The 25,524-nt window shown below is 42.3% G+C and carries 24 protein-coding genes; 21 read left to right on the top strand and 3 right to left on the bottom strand.

What is annotated here, in order from left to right:
- Positions 1 to 60: 60 nt before the first annotated feature.
- The 16 genes from miaB (at position 61) to glnA (ending at position 19,063) form a co-directional block, all read left to right on the top strand.
- Positions 61 to 1,599 carry a tRNA (N6-isopentenyl adenosine(37)-C2)-methylthiotransferase MiaB gene (miaB, locus tag CQS04_RS02875; protein ID WP_100352690.1) on the top strand — a complete coding sequence of 513 codons (1,539 nt, stop codon included), beginning with the start codon at positions 61 to 63 and terminating at the stop codon, positions 1,597 to 1,599.
- The gene (locus tag CQS04_RS02870; protein ID WP_100352689.1) at positions 1,596 to 2,027 is read left to right on the top strand and encodes a YlbF/YmcA family competence regulator; all 432 of its coding nucleotides are present in this window, start codon (positions 1,596 to 1,598) and stop codon (positions 2,025 to 2,027) included. The genes miaB and CQS04_RS02870 overlap by 4 nt, the downstream gene beginning before the upstream one ends.
- A 101-nt stretch (positions 2,028 to 2,128) precedes the next feature.
- Entirely contained in the window at positions 2,129 to 3,103 is a 975-nt protein-coding gene (locus CQS04_RS02865; RefSeq protein ID WP_100352688.1) for a TAXI family TRAP transporter solute-binding subunit, read from the top strand.
- A gap of 117 nt (positions 3,104 to 3,220) precedes the next feature.
- Positions 3,221 to 3,754, top strand: coding sequence for a DUF1850 domain-containing protein (locus tag CQS04_RS02860; RefSeq protein ID WP_165775442.1), 534 nt, complete (start codon positions 3,221 to 3,223; stop codon positions 3,752 to 3,754).
- On the top strand, positions 3,723 to 5,735 hold the full coding sequence (locus CQS04_RS02855; RefSeq protein WP_100352686.1) for a TRAP transporter permease: 2,013 nt from the start codon (positions 3,723 to 3,725) through the stop codon (positions 5,733 to 5,735). The genes CQS04_RS02860 and CQS04_RS02855 overlap by 32 nt, the downstream gene beginning before the upstream one ends.
- A gap of 74 nt (positions 5,736 to 5,809) precedes the next feature.
- Positions 5,810 to 6,292: an outer spore coat protein CotE gene (gene cotE / locus CQS04_RS02850; RefSeq protein WP_165775441.1), complete on the top strand. Its 483-nt coding sequence runs from the start codon at positions 5,810 to 5,812 to the stop codon at positions 6,290 to 6,292.
- A gap of 81 nt (positions 6,293 to 6,373) precedes the next feature.
- Positions 6,374 to 8,905: a DNA mismatch repair protein MutS gene (gene mutS / locus CQS04_RS02845; RefSeq protein ID WP_100352684.1), complete on the top strand. Its 2,532-nt coding sequence runs from the start codon at positions 6,374 to 6,376 to the stop codon at positions 8,903 to 8,905.
- A gap of 7 nt (positions 8,906 to 8,912) precedes the next feature.
- Positions 8,913 to 10,685 (top strand): DNA mismatch repair endonuclease MutL, encoded by a 1,773-nt coding sequence (mutL, locus tag CQS04_RS02840; protein WP_100352683.1) that lies wholly within the window; start codon positions 8,913 to 8,915, stop codon positions 10,683 to 10,685.
- Positions 10,686 to 10,697: 12 nt separating this feature from the next.
- Positions 10,698 to 12,209: a glycerol kinase GlpK gene (gene glpK / locus CQS04_RS02835; protein WP_100352682.1), complete on the top strand. Its 1,512-nt coding sequence runs from the start codon at positions 10,698 to 10,700 to the stop codon at positions 12,207 to 12,209.
- Positions 12,206 to 13,837, top strand: a complete 1,632-nt coding sequence (locus tag CQS04_RS02830; protein ID WP_100352681.1) for a glycerol-3-phosphate dehydrogenase/oxidase — start codon at positions 12,206 to 12,208, stop codon at positions 13,835 to 13,837. Before glpK ends, CQS04_RS02830 begins: the two co-directional genes overlap by 4 nt.
- Positions 13,837 to 14,748 (top strand): alpha/beta hydrolase, encoded by a 912-nt coding sequence (locus CQS04_RS02825; RefSeq protein ID WP_100352680.1) that lies wholly within the window; start codon positions 13,837 to 13,839, stop codon positions 14,746 to 14,748. The genes CQS04_RS02830 and CQS04_RS02825 overlap by 1 nt, the downstream gene beginning before the upstream one ends.
- The gene (miaA, locus tag CQS04_RS02820) at positions 14,745 to 15,656 is read left to right on the top strand and encodes a tRNA (adenosine(37)-N6)-dimethylallyltransferase MiaA (RefSeq protein WP_100352679.1); all 912 of its coding nucleotides are present in this window, start codon (positions 14,745 to 14,747) and stop codon (positions 15,654 to 15,656) included. The genes CQS04_RS02825 and miaA overlap by 4 nt, the downstream gene beginning before the upstream one ends.
- A gap of 52 nt (positions 15,657 to 15,708) precedes the next feature.
- A complete protein-coding gene (gene hfq / locus CQS04_RS02815; protein WP_100352678.1) occupies positions 15,709 to 15,936 on the top strand; it encodes an RNA chaperone Hfq in 228 nt (75 codons plus the stop codon).
- 61 nt (positions 15,937 to 15,997) lie between these two features.
- Positions 15,998 to 17,233, top strand: a complete 1,236-nt coding sequence (locus CQS04_RS02810) for a methionine gamma-lyase family protein (RefSeq protein ID WP_100352995.1) — start codon at positions 15,998 to 16,000, stop codon at positions 17,231 to 17,233.
- An 83-nt stretch (positions 17,234 to 17,316) separates the two neighbouring features.
- Entirely contained in the window at positions 17,317 to 17,709 is a 393-nt protein-coding gene (locus tag CQS04_RS02805; RefSeq protein ID WP_100352677.1) for a MerR family transcriptional regulator, read from the top strand.
- Between the two features lie 19 nt (positions 17,710 to 17,728).
- Entirely contained in the window at positions 17,729 to 19,063 is a 1,335-nt protein-coding gene (gene glnA, locus CQS04_RS02800) for a type I glutamate--ammonia ligase (RefSeq protein ID WP_100352676.1), read from the top strand.
- Between the two features lie 85 nt (positions 19,064 to 19,148).
- On the opposite strand, the gene lexA is transcribed toward glnA, so the two are convergent.
- Positions 19,149 to 19,772: a transcriptional repressor LexA gene (gene lexA, locus CQS04_RS02795; protein ID WP_100352675.1), complete on the bottom strand. Its 624-nt coding sequence runs from the start codon at positions 19,770 to 19,772 to the stop codon at positions 19,149 to 19,151.
- Positions 19,773 to 19,932: 160 nt separating this feature from the next.
- Between lexA and yneA the strand changes: the two genes are divergently transcribed.
- The 5 genes from yneA to CQS04_RS02770 all read left to right on the top strand — a co-directional run bounded on the left by yneA (position 19,933) and on the right by CQS04_RS02770 (position 23,635).
- Positions 19,933 to 20,244 (top strand): cell division suppressor protein YneA, encoded by a 312-nt coding sequence (yneA, locus tag CQS04_RS02790; protein WP_100352674.1) that lies wholly within the window; start codon positions 19,933 to 19,935, stop codon positions 20,242 to 20,244.
- A complete protein-coding gene (locus tag CQS04_RS02785) occupies positions 20,241 to 20,891 on the top strand; it encodes a YneB family resolvase-like protein (protein ID WP_100352673.1) in 651 nt (216 codons plus the stop codon). Before yneA ends, CQS04_RS02785 begins: the two co-directional genes overlap by 4 nt.
- Positions 20,892 to 20,975: 84 nt before the next feature.
- Entirely contained in the window at positions 20,976 to 21,209 is a 234-nt protein-coding gene (locus CQS04_RS02780) for a DUF896 domain-containing protein (RefSeq protein WP_100352672.1), read from the top strand.
- 71 nt (positions 21,210 to 21,280) lie between these two features.
- Positions 21,281 to 23,269 (top strand): transketolase, encoded by a 1,989-nt coding sequence (tkt, locus tag CQS04_RS02775; RefSeq protein ID WP_100352671.1) that lies wholly within the window; start codon positions 21,281 to 21,283, stop codon positions 23,267 to 23,269.
- A 129-nt stretch (positions 23,270 to 23,398) separates the two neighbouring features.
- The gene (locus tag CQS04_RS02770) at positions 23,399 to 23,635 is read left to right on the top strand and encodes a YneF family protein (protein WP_094941717.1); all 237 of its coding nucleotides are present in this window, start codon (positions 23,399 to 23,401) and stop codon (positions 23,633 to 23,635) included.
- A gap of 7 nt (positions 23,636 to 23,642) precedes the next feature.
- On the opposite strand, the gene CQS04_RS02765 is transcribed toward CQS04_RS02770, so the two are convergent.
- Both CQS04_RS02765 and CQS04_RS02760 read right to left on the bottom strand, forming a co-directional pair.
- The gene (locus CQS04_RS02765; protein ID WP_094941718.1) at positions 23,643 to 24,587 is read right to left on the bottom strand and encodes an alpha/beta hydrolase; all 945 of its coding nucleotides are present in this window, start codon (positions 24,585 to 24,587) and stop codon (positions 23,643 to 23,645) included.
- Between the two features lie 43 nt (positions 24,588 to 24,630).
- Complete coding sequence (locus CQS04_RS02760) at positions 24,631 to 25,491, bottom strand: hydroxymethylglutaryl-CoA lyase (RefSeq protein WP_100352670.1); 861 nt, start codon at positions 25,489 to 25,491, stop codon at positions 24,631 to 24,633.
- Between the last annotated feature and the right edge of the window lie 33 nt (positions 25,492 to 25,524).

The raw sequence follows: 25,524 nt of genomic DNA, 5'->3' as shown, positions 1-25,524 counted from the left end.
CCCTCTTCTTTTTCGGTATAATGAGAGGATGAAACTGTCTAGAAAGGAGAGGTCGTACCCATGAACGAAGAATCACGGTTACACAGCTCTCAAATTAACCCATCAGCGAAACCTGAAAAGGATTATAGTCAGTATTTCCAAACCGTTTATCAACCACCTTCTTTAAAAGATGCTAAGAAACGAGGCAAGGAATCCGTTTCCTATCACACAGACTTCGCTATTGATGAACAATTCAAAGGCATGGGCCAAAACCGCAAATTTTATATTCGTACATACGGATGTCAAATGAACGAACACGACACGGAAGTGATGGCGGGAATATTCTTAAGCCTTGGTTATGAGCCAACAGATAATGTAGAAGAGGCAAATGTGCTGCTATTAAACACGTGTGCTATTCGTGAGAACGCTGAAAATAAAGTGTTTGGTGAACTGGGTCATTTTAAAAAGTTGAAACGTCAAAATCCAGATATCTTAATTGGAGTTTGCGGCTGTATGTCTCAAGAAGAAGCGGTCGTAAAAAAAATCTTAAAAACATACGATCAAGTCGATATGATTTTTGGAACGCATAATATCCATCGCCTTCCCCAGATCTTAAATGAAGCGTATCTTTCTAAGGAGATGGTCATCGAGGTCTGGTCTAAAGAGGGAGACGTTATTGAAAATCTTCCTCGAAAGCGCAAAGGCGAGATCAAGGCTTGGGTCAATATCATGTATGGTTGTGATAAGTTTTGTACGTATTGTATTGTTCCCTATACACGTGGAAAAGAACGGAGCAGACGACCAGAGGACATTATTCAAGAAGTACGTGAGCTTGCAGCAGCGGGCTATCAAGAAATTACGTTACTCGGCCAAAATGTCAATGCGTATGGGAAAGACTTTGAAGATCTCGAGTACCGTTTCGGCGATTTAATGAATGATCTTCATAAGATTGATATCCCGCGCATTCGATTTACAACGAGTCATCCCCGTGATTTTGATGATCATTTGATTGATGTGCTGGCGCAAGGCGGAAACCTAGTAGAACATATCCATTTACCTGTTCAGTCGGGCTCTTCAGATATTCTAAAAATCATGGCTCGCAAGTACACTCGAGAGCACTATCTAGATTTAGTTCGTCGAATGAAGGAGCGCATTCCAAACCTATCACTATCTACGGATATTATAGTTGGATTCCCAAATGAGACAGAAGAACAATTTGAAGAAACGCTTTCACTTTATAAAGAAGTAGGCTTCGAGCTCGCCTACACCTATATTTACTCGCCACGAGAAGGAACTCCTGCAGCAAAGATGGTAGATAACGTCCCGATGGAAGTGAAAAAAGAACGCTTACAGCGTTTGAACGCCGTAGTCAATGAGCTGTCTGCTCAGGCGATGCTGAAGCATCAAGGTGAAATTGTAGAAGTATTGGTTGAAGGGGAGAGTAAAAAGAACCCAGAAGTGTTAGCTGGGTATACTCGAAAAAATAAGTTAGTGAACTTCACCGGTCCAAAAGAGTTGATTGGGAAACTAGTCCTTGTTAAAATTACAGATGCTAAAACGTGGTCGCTAAATGGTGAATTCGTTGAACTGGCAAAAACAGAAAAGGTGGAACTCGTATGAGTCAATATACAAAACAACAGATCATAGAAAAAGCACATGAAATTGCTTCTATGATTGCGCAAACAGAAGAAGTTGAATTCTTTAAACGTGCGGAAGCACAAATCAACGCCAATCAAAAAGTAAAAGAGAAAATTGCGAGCTTGAAGAGTCTTCAAAAACAAGCTGTGAATTTCCAACACTTAGGGAAAGAAAAAGCATTGAAACTAGTGGAAACTAAGATTGCTGCGATTGAAGCAGAGATCGATGAACTGCCAATCGTACAAGAATTTAAACAATCTCAAGGAGATGTCAACAGCCTGCTTCAAATGGTCGCTCATTCCATTTCTAATAAAGTGACGAATGAAATCATTGAATCCACTGGTGGCGACTTGCTCCGTGGAGAAACGGGTTCAGCCGTAAAAAATGCCAAACCTGGCAGCTGTTCTTAATAGCTTAGGTAGTGTGTCTTAGTTAGTTCGACACACTGCCTTTTTTTTATGGTAAAATGAAAGCGGGTCCAAAACCTATTCGAGAAAAGGGAGGAAACAAGATGAACAAAAAGTTTAAGTTTCTAGGAACTACTTTCGCAGCAACAGCATTATTGCTGGCAGCTTGTGGAGGCGGAGAAGGCGGAGGAGAATCTTCTGGTGAGACAACAAAAGAAGATTATGATTTTCTTAGCATCGTAACTGGCGGAACACAAGGTACATACTATCCGCTTGGTGGGACATTTGCAAACTTGATTACAGATGAGACTGGAATCAAAACAACAGCTGAGTCTTCTCAAGCATCAGCAGCCAACATGACGGCTTTAAAAGACGGCAATGCTGAAATCGCTTTCGTACAGACGGATGTTGCTTTCTATGCAACAGAAGGAACTTTCATGTTTGAAGACGGAGCAATTGACAACATCGCTGCAATCGGAGCTCTTTACCCAGAGACAATCCAAATTGTTACTTTAGCTGACACGGGAATCGCATCGGTAGAAGATTTACGTGGTAAGAAAGTTTCCGTTGGAGCACCAGGTTCTGGTACGTATGCAAATGCGGAGCAAATCCTTGAAATTCATGGCATGACAATGGATGATATCGATGCACAAGCATTAGACTTCGGAGAATCACAAGAGAGCTTGCAAGCGGGTCAAATTGACGCGGCATTCATCACTTCTGGAACACCTACAGGTGCTGTTGAAGCTTTAAATGCAGTAGCTGAAGTAAGCATCGTTCCAGTTGCGGCTGATAAAGCAGCGGAATTGATTGAAAAATATCCATACTATGCTGAAGATAAAGTTCCAAGCGGCACTTATGGCTTAACTGAAGATGTCCCAACTGTATCTGTACTAGCCATGTTAGCGGTAACTAAAGATCTTCCTGAAGATCTTGTCTATGAAATTACAAAAGCAATCTATGACAACACAGACCAGATTACACATGCAAAAGGCGAATACATCAAAGCAGAAACTGCACTTGATGGTATCGGTATTGATGTTCACCCTGGAGCACAACGTTATTTCGACGAGAAATAAGTGAAAAAAGCAATGGTCTCGGCCATTGCTTTTTCCATCTCTTGAGACTAGGCCATAAGCCGAAACTCGAAAATTAGTTTTGAATTTGGGCTTATGTCCCTGAAGGTAGGGAATAACATGAAAACGGGCATTTTTCTGCTTCCCATTGCCATCCTCTTGCTACTGCTAACATTCATTCCTTATCAGCGCGTCATTGAATTCGAACAATCTCGGCCTACTAAAGGTGATACATACTACATACCTTTAACATCTGAAGAGGAATTTTCAGTTACTTTCACTCATTCCATCCATCTTTCAGATGTCACTGAGATTTATAGGGTAGTAGAATCTGATCAAATCCAGTTCTATCAAATGATTTATGAAGATTTAGCAATTGGGATGCCAGGAGCAGCAGAAGAAAACCAAACTTTTGAACAAATCGATGGGAAATGGGTGTTAACGACCTTTGATTCGTTTACCAATTTCTTTACATTGTATAATTCATCCATTCACAAAAAACTTGAAGTAGGATACGATAATACAATCTTCGATTTGAAGAAGGAATTGCCAACTGGCCGTTCGTTTCGAGTACAAATTGATACGTACTCTTGGATTGATAGTTTGAAAGGAGAAAAGATGGATGGAAGAAAACAAACAGAAACCAGAAATTGAAGCAACAGAACAACTTTCTGAAGAACAACAAAAAGCCATTTTATCAAAGTATGATCCGGAATCAAATACTCGCGACCATCAAGGCGTCATGCGCAAAGTTGTGTATTTCGGCTTATTAGCGTTTACTTTATTCCAATTATACACAGCGATTAATGGACAATTTACAGCGTACATCCAGCGTTCCATTCACCTTGGATTTGCACTCTCTTTAATCTTCTTGCTGTTCCCAGCTCGAAGAATATGGGTACATAAACCCTCGATACCTTGGTATGACTTTATCTTTGCATTGTTGTCAATTGGAGTAGGGCTTTACTGGCCAATTTTCTACGATGACATCGTCTTCAGAGCAGGAAGTCTCTCTACTTTAGATTTAACTGTAGGAGCATTAGCTATTCTGTTGACTCTTGAAGCGGCACGTCGTGCAGTAGGATTACCAATTACGATCATTGCAGCTGTATTCCTTGTGTATGCGTATTATGGTCGATATTTCCCAGGATTCTTAGCTCACCGCGGTCAAGATATTGATACGATTGTTCAAGTCATGTTCTTTACTACTGACGGTATTTTAGGAACTCCTATTAGTGTTTCTGCGACCTTTATCTTCGTGTTCTTACTTTTCGGAGCGTTCTTAGTGAAAACCGGAGTGGGTCAATATTTTAATGATTTGGCTGTTACTATTGCAGGTCGTCTAACTGGTGGTCCGGCAAAGGTAGCTATTTTCTCTAGTGCGTTACAAGGAACGATTTCAGGTTCATCTGTAGCGAACGTAGTAACATCAGGTTCGTATACAATTCCTATGATGAAAAAGCTCGGCTATCGAAAAGAATTCGCTGGTGGTGTTGAAGCCGCTGCTTCAACGGGTGGACAGATCATGCCTCCGATTATGGGTGCAGCAGCGTTTCTTATGGTGGAGTTCATAGGTGGGGTTTCCTATTGGCAAATAGCACAAGCAGCTGCTATTCCAGCTGTCCTCTACTTTGCAGGAATCTGGATCATGACACATTTTGAAGCTAAACGAGTTGGCTTAAAAGCATTACCTAAGGAAGAAATGCCTGATCGCAAAGAAGTCTTGAAAAAGATTTATTTGCTAGCTCCTATCTTGGCTATCATCGTCATGCTTTTCGTAGGAGTACCTACTATGCAAGCAGCTCTTTGGGGTATTGTCCTTGCCGTAGTACTTAGTGCGTTGAACAAGGAAACTCGTATGAGTTTCAGAGATATTGTTGATGCATTGGTTGATGGGGCACGCACAGCGCTTGCTGTAGCTGCTGCGACTGCAGCCGCAGGTATGATTGTAGGAGTTGTAGTAAAAACTGGACTTGGATTAGGTCTTGCAAACGGCTTGATTGATGCTGCTGGAGGAAGTGTACTTCTTACTTTAGTGTTTACGATGTTTGCATCCCTTGTACTCGGTATGGGATCGCCTACTACAGCAAACTACGTCATCACTTCAACTATTGCAGCACCAGCTATCATCACGCTTCTAATGCTTGATGAGCCAGCTGGGGCGGCTGTTCCATTAGCTATTGCATTATCTGCCCACTTCTTCGTATTCTACTTTGGAATTGTCGCAGATATCACACCACCAGTTGCTCTTGCTGCATTCGCAGCGTCTGGAGTATCGGGTGGAGATCCAATCAAGACAGGGGTTACGGCAGCGAAGCTTGCTATCGCCGCTTTCATCATCCCGTATATGATTGTGTTCTCTCCGGAACTGTTGATGATTGATACGACACCTCTTGAAGTGGTTTGGGTACTCTTTACAGCTATTTCGGGTATGATTGCAATTGGGGCCGGAATCATAGGATTCTGGTACAGAAAAGTATTCTGGTATGAGCGTTTAGTCGCCATTGCGACAGGACTCTTGTTGATTTACCCAGAAGGTCTTTCTGATACAATCGGGTTGGTGTTATTCATCATCCTATTAGCAATCCAGTTCATGACAAAAGACAAATTCGAGCAAAAACCAGCACAAGCATAATTTTAGCGTGCACCTCATTTCGAGGTGCACGTTTTTTGCTTTCTTGCATATAGTACTAAAGAGGAGGCATGTGTTTGAAAAACTATCGTCACATTATTACGAAGGCGGTCATTGGGCACGGGAAAAAGAAATTGGACTGCAAGACGAGCATTGCTTTACCTCAACGACCCAATCGTATTTTAGGGTGCTGGATTGTAAATCATCAGTATCAAGCGAAGAAATTACCGGATGGAGTAGAACTTGTTGGGCAATATGAAGTGAACATTTGGTATGCATTCGGCGGATCAAAAAAGACAGCGGTACATGCTGAATCCATTCATTATAAAGGAACTGTACCTATCCACTATGACAGTAAACCGGTGTCTCGAGACGATGTCTATATTAAGTCCATCGATGAACCTGAATGTGAGCGTGTGAAAATTGAAGAGAACGGCAAGGTCTGTGTAGAAACAGTGCACTGCGTCCATGTGGAAGTGATAGGTGAAACCTCCATTTGTGTTGAGACATTTCAGCGTCAAGAGCCAGATGAAAGCTCTTCTCCTTTTTATGGGACCTAGCAATAGGTTCCTTTTTTATTGACTCCGGAAAGTCTGCTATACTAACACTACATTGATTGAATTAAAGGGCGGTAATGAACAATGACTTATACACCGATGATGCAACAATATTTGACTATAAAAGAAAACTATCCGAACGAATTTCTATTTTTTCGATTAGGTGACTTTTACGAACTGTTCTTTGAAGATGCCAAACGAGCAGCAGCTATTTTGGAAATCACATTAACAGGAAAAGATGCGGGCGCTAAAGAGCGCATTCCGATGTGCGGTGTACCGTATCATTCTGCTGCAGGATACATAGAGACACTAGTTAGCAAAGGATACCGAGTGGCCATCTGTGAACAAGTGGAAAACCCAAAGATGACAAAAGGAATCGTCAAACGAGAAGTGGTTCAAGTGATCACCCCAGGAACACTTCTAGAAGGGAAAACGATTTCGTCTGCAACCAACCACTACATAGGAGCAGCTCTACTAGGAAAGCCAACACAACTTGCATATGTTGACCTCGCTACAGGAGAGGCTCGATCTACATCGATTCAAGAAGACGCAAAAAGCTTGATAGCTAAAGCTCAAGAACTGAATATTAAAGAAGTAGTTGTTTCAGAACAAGACTATTTACTAGTGGAAGAGCTTGGCGGGTTGTATGACATTCACTTATCTATATACACGCAAGAGGAACGATTTGATTCAGAACTCGTTACTAACGAAGCGAGCGAGATGCTACTAGCTTATCTGCAAACGACACAAAAACGGCCTCTTTCTCATATTCAACCTTTTTCACACTATGAAGAGACTGCTTATTTAAGTATCGACAGTGCTTCGAAACGAAATTTAGAGCTCATTCATTCCATTCGTACGGGGGAACAAAAAGGAACTTTAAGCTGGTTCCTAGATGAGACGAAGACCGCAATGGGATCACGTAAATTAAAGCAGTGGATCCACCAGCCCCTAGCGGACAAAACTCTTATCGAACAACGCCTTGATTATGTTGATGCATTCTTAAACGAGTTTTTAGTTCATGAAGAAATTAAAGAAGCGCTTACGCAAGTATATGATATGGAACGACTTCTTGGTAAAGTCAGCTTTGCCACTTTGACAGGAAAAGATGCAGCTCAGCTTCGCCGGACCCTGCAACAAGTACCATATTTAAAAGGACTTCTCCTAGAAGCACAACATCCTGCATTAAATAGCTATGGAGAAAAGCTTGTGGATCCAAAAGATTGCAGGGAGCTTTTGGAACGAGCACTTGCTGATTCTCCTCCTTTGACACTTAAAGAAGGAGGCGTCATTCGTGCAGGGTACTCTGAAAAGCTTGACGAATTGCGTTACTTAGATACGAATGGAAAAGACTGGTTAGCTGAACTTGAGCAGAGTGAACGTCAGAAGACAGGTGCTAAAAATTTGAAGATTGGCTACAACCGAATCTTTGGCTACTACATTGAACTAACAAAATCGATGGTGCACTTAGCGGATGACTCTCGCTACATTCGAAAACAAACGCTTGCCAATGCCGAACGGTTTATTACCGAAGAGTTAAAAGAAAAAGAGACACTGATATTGAATGCTCAAGAAGAAGCGCTCGTATTAGAGACAGCTTTATTTGAGGACTTACGGAAAGCACTTCAAACTCATATCTCTTCACTACAAACGCTTGCAGATGCACTTAGTGAACTGGATGTTCTTCAAGCGTTTGCGACGTGCGCGAATCGCTATCAGCTGACACGTCCTGAATTTTCAGAAGGTCAAGAACTGGAGATTCGAGAAGGGCGTCACCCGGTAGTCGAGAAGATGATGAACAACCATCATTATGTAGCCAATGACTGTGTGTTAACGAATCAAAAAAATATGCTCTTGATAACAGGACCTAACATGTCGGGTAAGAGTACGTACATGAGACAGGTTGCTATAACATTGATCATGGCACAGATGGGAAGCTATGTGCCTGCTGAATTAGCAAAACTCCCCATCACGGATAAAATTTTCACACGTATTGGAGCAGCTGATGATTTAGCTGGAGGACAGAGTACTTTTATGCTCGAGATGGTGGAATCGCGCAATGCTATTGTCGGAGCGACTTCCAAGAGCTTGTTGTTGTTTGATGAGATTGGTCGAGGTACCTCTACATATGACGGAATGAGCCTTGCACAGGCCATGATGGAATATATACATGACCACATCGGGGCGAATACGTTATTTTCAACTCATTATCATGAACTGACAGAATTAGAAGGAAAGTTGGACCGACTTAAGAATGTTCATGTAGCAGCTACTGAACAAGACCGCAAAGTGGTGTTTTTACACAAGGTCAAAGACGGAGCAGCTGATAAAAGCTACGGAATCCATGTGGCAGAGCTTGCTGAACTTCCGCAAGCGATTATCGAAAGGGCACAACAACTGTTAGAAGATTACGAAGAGCAAGAAGACAGACAGCTATCGATTTTTGATTTCCAAACATCTCCTCCCGTTCAAAAAGTGGATCCGACGCCAGTTGCTACATTTGAACTAACTCATCCAGTTATAGACCAGTTAAAAGAGTTACAAATATTAGAAATGACACCTCTAGAAGCAATCAATACACTATATCAACTGCAAAAAGACGCGAAAAAGGAGTGACTCATTCATGGCCAAAATAAAAGTGATGGATGAATTGCTTTCCAATAAAATTGCTGCAGGAGAAGTTGTAGAACGTCCAGCAAGTGTCGTTAAAGAACTGGTGGAAAATGCGATTGATGCAAATAGTACATCCATTCAAATTGAACTCGTAGAAGCGGGATTACAAAAAATCGAAGTGACGGATAACGGTGACGGGATGGTACGCGAAGATGCAGAACTCTCGTTTTCGCGTCATGCAACTTCTAAACTATCCAGTGAGCACGAGCTGTTCCGAATCCGCTCGTTAGGTTTTCGTGGCGAGGCATTGGCAAGTATTGCGGCTGTTTCGAAAATCTGGATGCAAACTTCTACTGGCATAGATCGAGGGACCGTCCTAACGATGGAAGGTGGCAAACGAATCCTTGTTCAAGACGGTCCTTTACGCAAAGGCACTATTATTAGAGTGGAACAGCTTTTCTTTAATACACCTGCTCGATTGAAGCATGTCAAATCGATCCAAACCGAACTTGGATACTCCATTGATCTGATCAACCGCCTTGCACTTAGTTACCCGGGTGTGGCGTTTACGCTGATCCATAATGGACAAACGCTTCTCCAGACTTCAGGAAGAGGTAGCTTGCAACAAGTCGCTGCGGCCATTTATGGCACAGCAACTGCTAAACAATTAGTAGCGTTTGCAGCAGAAAATGAAGATTTTAAAATTTCGGGTTTGACAACCCAACCGGCTATTACTCGTGCATCAAAAAATTACCTGACCGTACTTGTGAACGGAAGATGGGTCAAACATTTTGGTTTAAACCGAGCAATTGAAGAAGCCTATCATACCTATTTGCCAATCGGCCGTTTTCCAATCACATTGCTCTCAATTGAGCTGGATCCGCTATTATCCGATGTCAATGTGCATCCTGCTAAGCATCAGATCCGAATCAGTAAAGAGAAGGAACTCGAATTGTTTGTTACAAAGACCATTCGAGAAGCGATTCGTTCTCGTCAAGAAATTCCAAAAGTTCAAGCACCTAAAAAAATACACAGTTCCGAACAACCGCAGTTATTTACAAAAGAGTTTACACAACCAAATGCTACTCTTAAACAAGAAGTCGTTCACGAAGAGTGGGTGCTTGATCCGACAGTTGATACCAGTGATGTCATAGAAACTGATGAGCGGATTCAACAACCCGAAATTCCAGAGGTACCTGAACTACCGGAAATGGATATTGTCGGACAGATCCACGGGACTTATATTGTTGGTCAAACTGTAGATGGCTTTTATCTGATAGATCAACATGCCGCACAAGAACGCATCAAATATGAGTTTTACCGAACGAAAGTAGGGGAAGTAAATCATGAAGAGCGTCAGCTGTTATTATTGCCTTTGACGTTTCACTTTACACTCGATGAGGCACTTCGGATCAAAGAAAAAATAGCTGAGTTAGTAGAAGTAGGAGTGGTCCTTGAGGAATTTGGCACCTCGAGTTTTATTATTCGAGAGCATCCTTCATGGTATCCTAAAAATCAAGAACGGCAAATCGTTGAGACCTTGTTGCAGCTTGTTCTGGATAAAAAACAGCTCGATATCGCTAAACTCCGAGAAGAAGCGGCTATTCTCATGAGCTGTAAGTTATCTATCAAAGCAAATCACTATCTATCTAAAGATCAAATGGATGCTTTAGTGAAGGATCTTCGGAAATGCGAGCAGCCATATACCTGTCCGCATGGCCGTCCTGTAGTCATTCATTTTTCAAGCTATGAAGTAGAAAAGATGTTCAAACGCGTCATGTAAAGGAGTGTTGACATGGACTATATTTTAGCAATTGACCAAGGAACGACTAGTTCTCGAGCCATCTTATTCGACCAAAAAGGGAAGCCAGTACATACTTCTCAAAAAGAGTTCAAACAGCACTTCCCTAAATCTGGATGGGTCGAGCACGATGCGCAAGAAATTTGGGGCTCCGTATTGTCTTGTATCGCAGGAGTTTTGACCGAAGCCAATGCCCAGCCTGAACAAGTGAAAGCTATTGGGATCACGAATCAACGGGAAACAACGGTTGTATGGAACAAGAAGACAGGCAAGCCCATTTACCATGCCATCGTATGGCAATCGCGACAAACAACAGGTATCATCAAAGACTGGAAAGATAAAGGATATGAGGATTTGGTTCGGAGAAAGACCGGTCTTCGTCTGGATCCTTATTTTTCTGCTAGTAAGATTGCTTGGATTTTAGATGAAGTAGAAGGGGCAAGACAAGCAGCTGAAAATGGAGAATTACTGTTTGGAACAATTGAAAGCTGGTTGATCTGGAAGCTAAGCGGAAACAAGACGCATGTTACGGATTATTCCAATGCTTCACGTACACTACTCTATAATATCCATGAGTTAAAGTGGGATGATGAGTTGCTTGAAAAAATGAACATTCCATCTGCCATGCTTGCAGAAGTTGTAGACTGTTCCGGAACTATCGCAACAACGGACCCATCGGTATTCTTTGGGAAAGAGATTCCGATTAGTGGTTCTGCGGGAGATCAGCAAGCTGCTCTTTTTGGGCAAGCGTGTTTTGATAAAGGAATGGCTAAGAACACTTACGGTACAGGTTGTTTCATGCTCCTCAATACAGGACAAGAAGCTGTTGAATCCGATGACGGTTTGCTGACCACCATTGCTTGGGGAATTGATGGGAAAGTTCATTATGCATTAGAAGGCAGTGTCTTCGTTGCAGGGTCGGCAATCCAGTGGCTACGAGACGGTCTTCGTATGTTACGAAATGCTTCAGATTCAGAAAGTTATGCAACTCGTGTGGATTCGACTGAGGGTGTCTATGTGGTTCCGGCATTCGTAGGTCTTGGAACGCCTTATTGGGATTCCGATACACGAGGAGCTATTTTCGGGTTAACACGTGGTACAGAAAAAGAGCATTTTGTAAGAGCTGTTTTGGAATCACTTGCTTATCAGACGAAAGATGTCTTAGTGGCCATGCAACAAGCGTCAGGCATGGAAATAGATTCGCTGCGAGTAGACGGGGGAGCTGTTGATAACGGATTTTTAATGCAGTTCCAGTCAGATATTTTGCAAGCGAATGTGGAAAAAGCAGGACTAAATGAAACAACAGCTCTTGGTGCAGCCTATCTTGCGGGACTTGGGATTGGTTTCTGGGAGTCCCTAGATGAACTTTCCGACCTGCATGTCACTTCAGCCACCTATAAACCTAGCATGCCATCAGAAAAAAGTGAGGATCTTTATAAAGGATGGCATTTGGCTGTCTCGGCTGCGCGTGCTTTTAAACCAAATGAAGGGACGGATCCGGCATGAAATCGTATTTAGACAGAACTTATTTACGGGATACCTTAGACAGTTATGAGTTTGACGTACTGGTGATTGGTGGAGGCATAACAGGAGCAGGGATAGCTCTTGATGCGATTTCAAGAGGATTGACTGTGGCACTTATCGAGATGCAAGACTTTGCAGGCGGAACTTCTTCGCGCTCAACGAAACTGGTTCACGGAGGATTGCGGTATTTAAAGCAATTTGAAGTGCAAATGGTTAGTGAAGTTGGGAAAGAGCGTGACATCGTCTATCAAAATGCTAAGCATGTGACGACTCCAGAGTGGATGATGCTCCCGTTTTATAAAGATGGCACATTTGGCCCTCTCTCCACTTCTCTTGGCTTAAAGGTTTACGACTTTTTAGCTGGAGTCAAAAAAGAGGAACGTCGTGAAATGCTATCGAAGCAAGAAGTGCTCGGCTTAGAACCATTACTCAAGCCAAAAGGGTTAAAAGGCGGCGGGTTTTACGTAGAATACCGTACTGACGATGCGCGTCTGACAATCGAAGTGTTAAAGAAAGCCATAGAACTCGGAGCGGTTTGTTTAAACTACGTCAAAGCAGATGAATTTATTTATGCAAATGAACAGGTCATCGGTGTGCAAGCTCTTGACCAAATGACTCAGGAACTGTTTGATATTCATGCTAAAACTATAATCAACGCTGCTGGTCCTTGGGTCGATGAAGTACGTGAGAAGGACGTTATCGATAATGACAAACACCTGCAACTGACTAAAGGTGTTCACATCGTCGTAGATCAAAAGAGATTTCCCCTGCAACAAGCGGTTTACTTTGATGTCCCGGATGGTCGGATGATATTTGCTGTACCACGTGATGGGAAGGCATATGTGGGAACGACAGATACATTTTATGATCAAGACCCCGTGCACCCAGTTGCTACAAAAGAGGATATTGCCTATCTTGTGGATGCGGTGAATGCTCTGTTCCCTTCTGTCGCGCTTACTGCAGATGACGTTGAATCCACTTGGGCTGGCGTACGACCTTTGATTTCTGAGGACGGGAAATCGGCATCAGAAATTTCACGTAAAGATGAGATTTGGGTTTCTAGCTCTGGACTCGTCACTATTGCAGGCGGGAAACTTACCGGGTATCGCAAAATGGCTGAAGATGTCATCGATACGATTGCCAAAAACTTTGAGCGCGAACTTCCCCCTTCTCCAACAAAACAACTCCCTCTCTCTGGGGGTGACTTTGGGTTGTTGGATTTCGACGAGTACTTGTACGAGCGTTCGAAACAATTAATTTACTATGGACTTTCATTATCCGAAGCCAAGCAAGTTGTAAGATTCCTTGGGAAGAATGTAGAAGTTGCAATGGGCTACCTCTCCTACGTTGAGAAATGGGAAACTCCTACATTAAGTCTTAAAGACCGACTCATCCTGTACTACACAATTCATAACGAGATGGTCACGAGTCTGGCAGATTTCTTCGTTCGTCGTACAGGAGCTCTTTACTTTGACATTGCACATGTGGAATATACGTGGAAAGATGTCAGTTCCATTCTGGCTCAAGAGTTGAATCTTTCTGAAAAACAGAAGGAGCAGCAGGAACAAGAATTGCTTCAATTGATCCAAGATGCCAAGGGGGAGAGCTGATGGAGACAAAATGGCTGAAGATGACGGACGGAGCCTCTTTATTCGCAAGAGTGTATCCAAAACCTGACGCCCGATCGATTGTATTTATTCTACATGGCCTTGCAGAACATGGTGGACGTTACGATGATTTTGCCCTTTATTTAAGAGACAAAGGCTACGAAGTGGTCGTTCCTGACCATAGAGGTCATGGGGAGACAGGGCAGCTAGCTGGAGAACTTGGCTATTTTGCAGACGAACAAGGATTTGAACGAGTGGTCGATGATTGCAATGAATTGATTCATCTACACACAGCGAATCAAAGTGACAAGACAATCATTTTACTCGGCCATAGTATGGGGTCCTTCCTTGCAAGACGCTACGTTCAAAAGTATCCTCAAGTCATAGATCAATTAATTTTAGTCGGAACAGGCGGAGATCCGGGCTTCATGGGCAAGGTCGGCAGCCGCATAGCCGCTTGGAAATCAAGAGGGAATGGTGCTAAAGAGCATGGGCACTTGATGAACAAATTGACGTTTGGCAGTTACAATAAACAGATCTCTGAGCCTGTCTCTGAGTTTGATTGGTTATCAACTGATGAAGAAACTGTACGAGCCTACGAAGAAGACCCACTCTGTGGATTTGTTTCGTCGAATCAGCTCTATGTAGACTTACTAGATGGCCTTCAGACGATTCATTCAAAAAAAGAGCTTGAGCGTGTTCCTAAAAACTTGCCTATTCTACTCATTGCAGGAACTGACGATCCTGTTGGTAATTATGGTAAGGGCGTTCGCTTACTGGCACGAGACTATCAGAAGATAGGTATGGAAGATGTCACTCTTGTATTAATAGAACAAGAGCGACATGAGATTTTAAATGGGTCTAACCGCCATAAAGTGTATGATCAAATTGCGAATTGGATTGTGAAAAAATGAATGCTACAAAAGTGCTTGTACTGGTCGGGCCGACCGCTGTCGGTAAAACGGCTACCAGTATTCGCTTAGCGAAAGAACTTAATGGAGAAATCATTAACGGAGACGCCTTACAAGTGTACCGAGAATTAACAATAGGGACTGCAAAAATTTCTGAACAAGAAATGGAAGGGGTACCGCACCATCTGTTATCGATTAAAGATCCTGGTGAGTCCTTTTCTGTAGCAGAGTATCAAAAACTCGTTCGAGAGAAGATTGAAGACATCACAGCTCGGGGAAAAGTCCCTATTGTCGTAGGGGGTACTGGCCTCTATATTCAGGCGGTTCTTTATGATTACCGTTTTGAAGAAGCCGCTCCTTCAGACGAACTTCGCATGCAACTTGAAGCTAGGGAAGAGGGGACATTATGGGAAGAGTTACACCTGTTGGACCCAGAAGCAGCAAATGCTATTCATCCTAACAACAAACAGCGAGTCATCCGTGCTCTTGAGCGTGTTCTACAAACAGGCAAAAAACAGCAGGAGATTGAACAGCAGGCTGGTAGACTAGCAGTTTATGATTTTCACCTTATCGGACTGAATCGGGACCGTGCTGAATTGTATCGTCGTATCAATGAGCGAGTGGACCTCATGATGGAACAAGGACTGCTTGAAGAAGTGAAGAGCATTTTATCCCACACATCAAAAGAAGCACAGTCCTTAAAAGCAATTGGCTATAAAGAAGTAGTTGAAGGCTTAGAATTTGACTGGCCGAGGCAACAGCTAATAGAAACGATTCAACAAAATACTAGACGCTATGCAAAACGACAACTGACGTATTTCCGTAACAAACTTCCTGTGATCTGGTACCATCCGGAAGAAGACGGAGAGAAGATCCTTGAAGATTGCCGGAACTTTTTAAAAGGAAATTAAAGCTGAGTAGCGAATCTTTACACTATACAGGGGAAAAGGGAGGAATGGCACTATGGCAAACGCCAATATGCAAGATACATTTTTAAATCAACTACGAAAAAATGAGATCTTTGTAACCGTGTTTTTACTGAATGGATTTCAATTAAAGGGTACTATTAAATCCTATGATAATTTTACTGTTCTCTTAGAAGCGGATGGTAAACAACATCTGATCTATAAACATGCCATTTCTACATTTGCACCAACAAAAAAAGTAGATCTTCAATTATCTTCAAATTAAAAAAAGAGGCTCGTCCCCCGTGGACGGGCCTTCTTTCCGTAAGAAAGGAACGAATGAACCCGTGTTTTTAAACGCTGAACATCTAGAATTCATCACAACTATCGAACAGTCAATTGCTGCTTCACATCGCTCAGCTGAAGCTATTGCATTTACAAATCAACAGAAGGTATTGCAAGCATTCTGGGAAAACCAAGTAAGCGAGCACCATTTACAGCCCTCATTTGGTTACGGATACGACGATGAGGGGCGCGATACGTTAGAAAAAGTCTATGCTTCTGTTTTTCGTGCTGAAGCAGCACTCGTGCGTCCTCAAATCATTTCAGGGACACATGCAATCACGATTGCATTGTTCGGAGTCTTGCGTCCTGGAGACGAACTCGTCTATATTACCGGAAAACCTTATGACACACTAGCTTCAATAGTGGACGGTGGAGAAACAGATACAGGGTCTTTAAAAGATTTTGGTATTCGCTACCGACATTTAGACCTTGTAAAGGATAGATTCATCGATTGGGAGCAACTTCGCGCAGTCTGTATGGAGTCGCCGAAAGTCATTGCGATTCAAAGGTCTCGTGGGTATGCATCTCGACCATCCTTTACAATTGATCAAATCGAAGAAATGATTCGCTTTGTTAAAAAACTTTCACCGAACAGCCTGGTGTTTGTAGACAATTGTTACGGTGAATTTGTTGAAGAACGTGAACCGACTGACGTGGGAGCTGATTTTATGGCAGGCTCTTTGATAAAAAATCCGGGAGGCGGCCTTGCTAAAATCGGAGGCTATATTGCCGGTAAACACGAAATTGTAGAAAAGTGTGCATTTCGGATGACGTCACCGGGTATAGGAGGAGAGGCAGGAGCTTCTCTACATACTTTGCAAGATATGTATCAGGGGTTCTTTATGGCCCCACATATTGTATTGCAAGCAGTCAAAGGAGCTTATTTTACGGCGGCGGCATTAGAAGCATCAGGATTTACTGCCTCCCCAGCCTCTTCCGAACCACGTACTGATTTGATACAGTCCGTTATTTTTGAGACGGCAGAAGAGATGATCCGGTTCTGTCAACAAATTCAAGCAAGTTCTCCAATTAACGCTCAATTTGCTCCAGTCCCAGCTTATATGCCTGGGTATGAGGATAATGTCATTATGGCTGCAGGGACATTTGTGCAGGGATCGAGTATTGAATTGACAGCTGACGGTCCAATTCGAGCTCCTTATACTGCATTTGTTCAAGGTGGACTGACATATGAGCACATTAAATATGCGGTTACTCGCTCTCTATTTACATTAAAGTAAACCATGTTAGTTTAGTTAACATTGTGTTGACATGTTAGCTAACATGACATATACTGAGTGTACACAAAGAGAGGAGGTGCAGTATGGAAAAGCAATGGAGACGTTCGATGCCCATTCTGTCAATGAATATTGTGATGCAATTGACAGGATTAACGGCCCGACAAATTCGTTACTATGAAGAAAATGAATTGATTTTTCCTTCACGAACAGAAGGAAAACAACGCATGTTTTCTTTAGATGATATTGACACGCTTCTCGAGATTAAAGATTTACTTGCAAGTGGAGTGAATATTGCAGGGATCAAACAAATTTTTGAGATGAAAAAACAGCCTGCTGCTACCTCCGTACATAAGATCTCGGATGTGGAGCTTCGCTCAATTGTAAAAGAAGAGTTGAAGAAATCCCAGCTGAATCAGCGTGTCTCTTTAAGGCAAGGCGATTTGTCACGGTTTTTTAACAATGGCAAGTCATATTAATAAATAGGAGAGTGAAAAAATGGGTAAGTACACAAAAGAAGATATCAAGAATCTAGTAAAAGAGCATGACGTTCGGTACATCCGACTTCAGTTCACAGACATCTTAGGAACAATCAAAAATGTTGAAATTCCGGTGAGTCAGTTAGATAAAGCACTTGATAACAAAATGATGTTTGACGGTTCTTCTATCGAAGGATTTGTGCGTATCGAAGAGTCGGATATGTACCTAGTTCCTGATCTAGATACGTGGGTAGTATTCCCATGGATTACTGGTAAAGGGAAAGTAGCTCGCCTAATCTGTGACATTAATCGTCCAGATGGTTCACCATTTGAAGGAGACCCACGCAACAATTTGAAGCGTGTACTTAAAGAAATGGAAGAGCTAGGGTTCACATCTTTCAACTTAGGGCCAGAGCCTGAATTCTTCCTGTTCAAGTTAGATGAAAAAGGAGAACCAACTCTTGAGTTAAATGACCACGGTGGCTATTTTGACCTTGCCCCAATGGATTTAGGTGAAAATTGCCGTCGTGATATCGTTTTAGAACTTGAAGAGATGGGCTTTGAAATTGAAGCTTCTCACCACGAAGTAGCGCCTGGACAACACGAAATCGACTTCAAATATGCAAATGCTGTTGAAGCATGTGATAACATCCAAACGTTTAAATTGGTTGTTAAAACAATTGCGCGCAAACACGGTCTCCATGCAACATTCATGCCAAAACCACTATTTGGTGTTAACGGATCTGGTATGCACTTCAATTTATCTCTGTTCAAAGGCAAAGAAAATGCTTTCTTTGATGAGAATACAGACATGCAGTTGAGCGAAACAGCTATGCAGTTTATGGCGGGAGTATTAAAACATGTACAAGGTTTCACAGCTATCACGAACCCGACTGTTAACTCTTACAAGCGTCTAGTTCCTGGTTATGAGGCACCTGTTTATGTTGCATGGTCTGGTCAGAACCGTAGCCCGTTAATTCGTATTCCATCTTCACGTGGTTTAAGCACACGTATTGAGGTGCGTTCTGTAGATCCTTCTGCAAACCCATACTTAGCTATGGCAGTAATTCTGCAAGCAGGTCTAGATGGAATCAAAAACAAGATGACACCACCACCAGCAGTAGACCGTAACATCTACGTGATGGATGAAAAAGAGCGTGAAGAAGTTGGCATTGCAAACCTTCCTGGAACTCTTCAAGCCGCTATTAAAGAATTATCGAAAAATGAAGTGGTTCGCCAAGGTCTAGGTGAGCACATTTACGATAATTTTGTAGAAGCTAAAGAAATCGAGTGGGATATGTTCCGCACGACTGTCCACCCTTGGGAGCGCGAGCAGTACCTAAAAATGTATTAATACTAAAAGGCTGTATTTTTTGTGCCAGCCTCATAAAAAAAGGCATTTTCTCATTTTCGAGAAAATGCCTTTTTTTATAAAATTTTTAATGAATGTGACGGTAAACGCCAACTACTTTACCTAGAATCGATACGTTTTCTACGATGATAGGCTCCATAGAAGAGTTTTCAGGTTGTAGACGGAAATAGTTCTTTTCTTTGAAAAAGCGCTTTACAGTCGCTTCGTCTTCTTCTGTCATGGCAACAACAATGTCTCCGTTATTTGCAGAATTTTGTTGTTTCACTACTACGTAGTCACCATTTAAAATTCCAGCTTCAATCATACTGTCACCCATAATTTCTAACATGAACAAATGATCATCCATATTTCCAAAAGTAGTAGGGAGAGGGAAGAACTCATCAATATTTTCGATTGCTGTAATCGGTTGTCCAGCAGTGACTTTACCAACAAGTGGTACTTGAAGAACAGCAGCTGGTGAAATATCTTGAATCGCTTCATCTTCTAAAATTTCGATAGCACGTGGTTTCGTAGGGTCTCTACGAATCAAGCCTTTACTTTCAAGACGAGCTAAATGCCCGTGTACAGTGGAACTAGATGCTAAACCAACCGCTTCACCAATTTCTCTAACGGAAGGTGGATACCCTTTTTTTCGTACTTCTTCTTTTATGAAAGCCAGAATATCTTCTTGTCTTTTTGAAGCCTTTCTCATATGATTTCCCCTCCATATCACGATCCTTATTTCATAACTGAAGTATACCATTCCTGACTATGAAATGCAAACATAGGTTCTAAAATGGTTTGACAAGAAACGTGTGTTCGTATTATGATGAATTTACAAATACGAACATACATTCTTGAGGAGTGAGACGATGCTAAAAAAATCAGGAATTCTTTATACTACATGCTTAACACTCATTATACTTTTTACTATTACTACGCTACACTTAAAAGGGCAAAATCATCAGACGGATGCCATCACAGTATCTAATGGAGATTCGCTCTGGACACTTGCTGAGCAGTATGTGTCCGAAACAGAACGAATTCATTGGATTGATCAAGTAATGGAACTGAATCAGATGACAGATAGCCAAATTCTTGTTGGACAACAATTGGTGATTCCTTCAGATTCACAATTCAACTACTTAGGAGAACCAACACAACTGGCAGGTGTAGATGAATGACGACGAACAACTGTGTGATTTACACACGAGCTAGTACGGAAAAAGAAGCACAAGAAACCTCGTTAGAACGACAAGCAGAGGAACTAGAACAACTAGCTAAAAATTATGGACTGACTTGTATCGGCACTTTTAGTGATCAGCAAAGCGGTTATGAAGTGGATCGAGATGGATTATTAGATCTACTGACTTGTATTAAAGAAGAAGACGTACATTATTTACTGATTCAAGATGAGACGCGATTGGGGAGAGGTCATGCTCGCATGGCCATCTTGCATTTGCTTGAGAAAGAATCTGTGAAGATTTTGACGGCTCGTGAAGAAGGAACACTGGCTCTCTCTGAAACGGACACTATGGTATTGGGAATTCTTTCTGTTGTTGAGGAATACCAACGGAAAATTCACAATGCTAAAATCCGTAGAGGAATGAAACGTGCTGTCCAGAATGGCTATCAACCAGAACAGAACCTTAAATCTCGTGGGAATCAATTAGGTAGAGAACGAATTGAGGTTCCGATCGAGGAAATCGTGCGTCTTCGAGTGGCTGGAATGACCTATGATGAAATTAGTCAAACACTATCTGCATTAGGTCACACAATTAGCAAAGCTACGGTACATAGACGGTACAAAGAATACAAACAACAAGCCTAGACGTTCCGCATTTGGGAATGTCTTTTTTCTTGCACTTTTATCGGATTTCTCCTAATGTGTAGTAGAAAGCAAGGAGGGAATCGCATGTTAAGTCCAGAAAAATTAGCTCGAATCAGCGAACTTTCAAATAAATCAAAACAACAAAAGTTATCGACAGCCGAAGCAAAAGAACAGACGGCTCTTCGTAAAGAATATCTTGAAACATTCCGCTCTACTATGAGAAAAACGATTGAAAACGTAAAAATCGTGGATCCGAATGGGAATGACGTAACACCTGAAAAAGTGAAGCAAGCCAAGCAAAATAATCGTCTGAACTAGCAGAAGTAGTTGCTAGAACTCTAAAGGTTGACTAAACTAAGAGAGTAATTAAAAGTGAGAGGATGTCGTTCATGCAAGCAGAGAAAGATTTATTAGCAATCAATACTATTCGTACATTATCTATTGATGCCATTGATAAAGCCAATTCAGGTCACCCAGGTCTACCAATGGGTGCTGCACCAATGGCCTATACATTGTGGACGCGTCACCTTCGTCACAATCCATCAAATCCTAAGTGGTTTAACCGCGACCGTTTCGTGTTGTCTGCAGGTCACGGTTCTATGCTTCTATACAGTCTCCTACATTTAAGTGGCTATGATTTACCGATGGAAGAAATCAAAAACTTCCGTCAGTGGGATTCAAAAACACCAGGTCACCCTGAGTTTGGCCACACAGATGGTGTTGAAGCTACAACAGGACCACTTGGACAAGGTATTGGGATGGCTGTAGGTATGGCAATGGCAGAAGCACATCTTGCTGCAACGTATAACACGACTCATGACGTCGTTGATCACTATACGTACGCTTTATGTGGAGACGGAGATTTGATGGAAGGTGTCGCAGCGGAGGCGATTTCTTTAGCTGGTCACTTAAAGTTAAACAAGCTAGTTGTCCTCTATGATAGCAATGATATTTCACTTGATGGTGACTTAAATAAATCATTCTCTGAATCGGTTCAAAAACGCTTCGAGTCATACGGCTGGAACTACTTACACGTGGCTGACGGCAATGATGTGGAAGCAATCGACAAAGCAATTGCTGAAGCGAAGACTTCTGATCGTCCAACTTTAATTGAAGTGAAAACTGTCATTGGATTTGGCTCTCCAAATCGTGCAGGAAAAGCAGACGCACACGGAGCTCCAATGGGTGCTGACGAGACGAAACTTGTTAAAGAAGCGTATAAATGGACATTTGAAGAAGACTTCTATGTCGATGAAACGGTTTATGCAACATTCAAAGAAGCGACAGATCAATTAGGTCGCGCGGAAGAGGAAAAATGGAACAGCCTGTTCGCAGAATTCGAGAAATCAAACACTGAACTTGCTGGTCAATTAAAGAACGCAATCGAAGGCAAGGAGTCTATAGACTGGGCTTCTGTGAAACCAACATATGAAGTGGGTAGTTCGGTAGCAACACGCTCTGCTTCTGGAGATGCTATTAACGCGATTGCAAAAGCACTTCCTTCATTCTTCGGTGGAAGCGCGGACTTAGCAGGGTCTAATAAAACTACAATCAAAGGTGTCGGTGACTTCTCAGCAGAAAGCTACGCTGGCAAAAACATCTGGTTCGGTGTTCGTGAATTCGCGATGGGTGCTGCTTTAAACGGTATGGCACTTCACGGTGGCTTAAGCGTATTCGGTGGAACATTCTTCGTGTTCAGTGACTACGTTCGTCCTGCTATTCGTTTGTCTGCACTAATGAACTTACCTGTGACGTATGTATTCACGCATGACAGCATTGCTGTTGGGGAAGACGGTCCTACACATGAGCCGGTTGAACATTTAGCTGCTCTTCGTGCAATGCCAGGTCTATCTGTAATTCGTCCTGCAGATGCAGTGGAGACTCAAGAAGCATGGAAATTAGCTGTAGAATCTAAAGATACGCCGACACTTCTTGTCCTTTCACGCCAAAACTTACCTGTGTTAGAAGGTACAGTTTCAGGAGCGGCAGAAGGCGTATCAAAAGGTGCATACGTTGTATCCGCTGGAGAAAACCCAACAGGCCTTCTACTTGCTACAGGTTCTGAAGTGAGCTTGGCTGTTGAAGCTCAAAAGCTTCTAAAATCAGAGGGTATTGAAGTATCTGTTGTGTCGATGCCGTCATGGGACCGCTTCGAACAACAAGATGCAGCCTATAAAGAGTCTGTATTACCACGCTCTATCACGAAACGCTTAGCTATCGAGATGGGATCTTCCCTAGGCTGGCATAAATATGTAGGCTTTGAAGGAGACGTTCTAGCGATTGATCGCTTCGGCGCAAGTGCACCTGGAGAGAAGATCATGGAAGAGTTCGGATTCACAGCTGAAAATGTAGCAGCAAAATTCAAGGCATTGAACTAATCTTTAAAGAGCACTCGGGCTTTCGAGTGCTCTTTTTTGCTAGACTCTAGTCAACTCCATAAAAGATGGTGTATACTAGTGAATGGTGTCTGAGACACGTCGATTAGCTAGCAAAGGAGGATGACATACTTGAACTTAGCACTTGCAATCACATTGATTATCGTTGCTCTAATTCTCGGTCTTGTTGGAGGATTCTTTGCAGCACGTCAATATATGATGAAATATCTTAAAGACAATCCGCCAATCAATGAACAAATGCTTCGCATGATGATGGCCCAAATGGGACGTAAACCATCAGAAAAGCAAGTAAAACAAATGATGGCTCAAATGAACCGTGTACAAACGAAACCAGGTAAACAAAAGTAAAAGCAGCTCATGTGAGCTGCTTTTCGTTTGTATATAAGGAATATTTAATTAAAAAGTCCTGAACGGTCTGTTCGTATTCTTCCGGATTTTCATTAAATGACTTGGCATGAGCTCCCTTATCAAAAAACTTGAGCTCTTTAGGTCCTTGTTTTTTATCATAAAGCTCTTGTGCCATCTCCGGAAGAATAAAGTCGTCTGGTCGCGAATGAATAAATAGTACGGGCTTTTCAATCTTGTCCACGATGTCAATTGGAGAAACGAGACGGAACGTGTAGCCTTCTCGAAGTTTCATGAACAGGTTGGCAAGTCGCACAGTGAGCATCGAACGAATCGGAGTAGTCTGCATCATCACATGATGCACTTGGCGTTCAAAGTCAGAGAACGCACAATCGGAAATATAAAAGTCTGCGTCATCTCGAATGGAACCTGCATAAAGTAGTGTTGTTGCGGCTCCCATCGATTCTCCATGAATTCCAATAATTCCACCTTCACCCACACGCTCACGAAGTGTATCCACAACTGCTTCTAGATCCATCTTTTCAAAATGACCAAAACTCGTCGTTTTTCCTCCAGAGTCTCCATGACGGCGATGATCGTAGATGACGCTATTGTACCCGAGACGTTCGAACATACGAACAAATCGTAATGAGTTGATCTTGTTTTCAGTGACACCATGACAAATGATGACATAATTCTTTGTGTCATGGGGTTGGATAAAAATAGACTTGAGTTGATAGCCATTTTTTGAAGTGATCCACACTTCTTCCTTGCGAATGGCGTCGTACCAATTTTGGTCGAGTCGCTTTTCTGATATTTCCCGGTTTAAGATGAAGTCGGGTTCTTTCTGTTTGATATACATAAGCCTGTTGGTTGCTACGAATCCAACTAGTGTAGCCAGTGCTGTAAATAGACTTGTTACAAAACTCGTCCATAAGATGACCCTCTTTTTCATAATCATCACTCCATACTAGGATATATAGCACTGTACCCTGAAGTTAGTGGATTGACACATGCGGTTGAATGGTTTCAACAGCTTTTTTCAAGAGTGTCTCGTCTATCCCTGTTTCTATATTCATTCTATGCAGCATATGAACAACTTGTTCGGTTGCGACGTTGCCTGTAGCTCCTGGTGCAAAAGGACAACCTCCAAGGCCGCCAGCGGAGCTGTCGAATCTGTCTATCCCTGCTTGTAGAGCTGCAAAGATATTAGCAAGCGCCATTTGTTCTGTGTCATGGAAGTGTGCAGTAAGTAATGTGTCTGGAAAAGCATTCTTTAATGTTGAAAATACTGTATAGCTTTCAAGAGGTGATGCTTTGCCGATTGTATCTGCCACACTAAGTTCTTGAACACCAAGTTCAACAAATTCTCGACATAATGCTACAACGTCTTGTAGATCTTGTTTGCCTTCATACGGACAATAAAACGCTGTTGAAATACAAGCCCTCACAAAGACGCCATCCTGAAGCAACTGTTGAATCGGTTGTCGTAATTGATCTACAGCTTCAGCAGTCGATTTATTGATATTTTTTTTATTAAATGTGTTCGATACACCAACAAAAACTGCAATGTGATCCGCTCCTGCTGCGCGCGCATTGTCGATCCCTCTTGAATTCGGCGCCAATACGAATTGTCGGTCCGTACGTTTCACTTGAGCCAGTATTTCAGAAGCATCCGCCATCTGCGGCACCCATTTCGGTGAAACAAACGAAGTGAGTTCCATTTCTTGAATTCCTGCTTGTTGCAGGGCTTTAATGTAAGCGAGCTTGTCAGCTGTTGCTACATGTTGCTTTTCATTTTGTAAACCATCTCGAGGCCCCACCTCGATTATTGTCACAGCATTTGGTAAACTAATCATGGTACCATTCCCCCTTAGTTCTAGTTTACGCAT

It is taken from the genome of Chryseomicrobium excrementi (assembly GCF_002798305.1).
GTDB classification, from domain to species: domain Bacteria; phylum Bacillota; class Bacilli; order Bacillales_A; family Planococcaceae; genus Chryseomicrobium; species Chryseomicrobium excrementi.
Note: the sequence above shows the minus strand (reverse complement) of the source record. Positions and strands in the feature narration are given on the sequence as shown.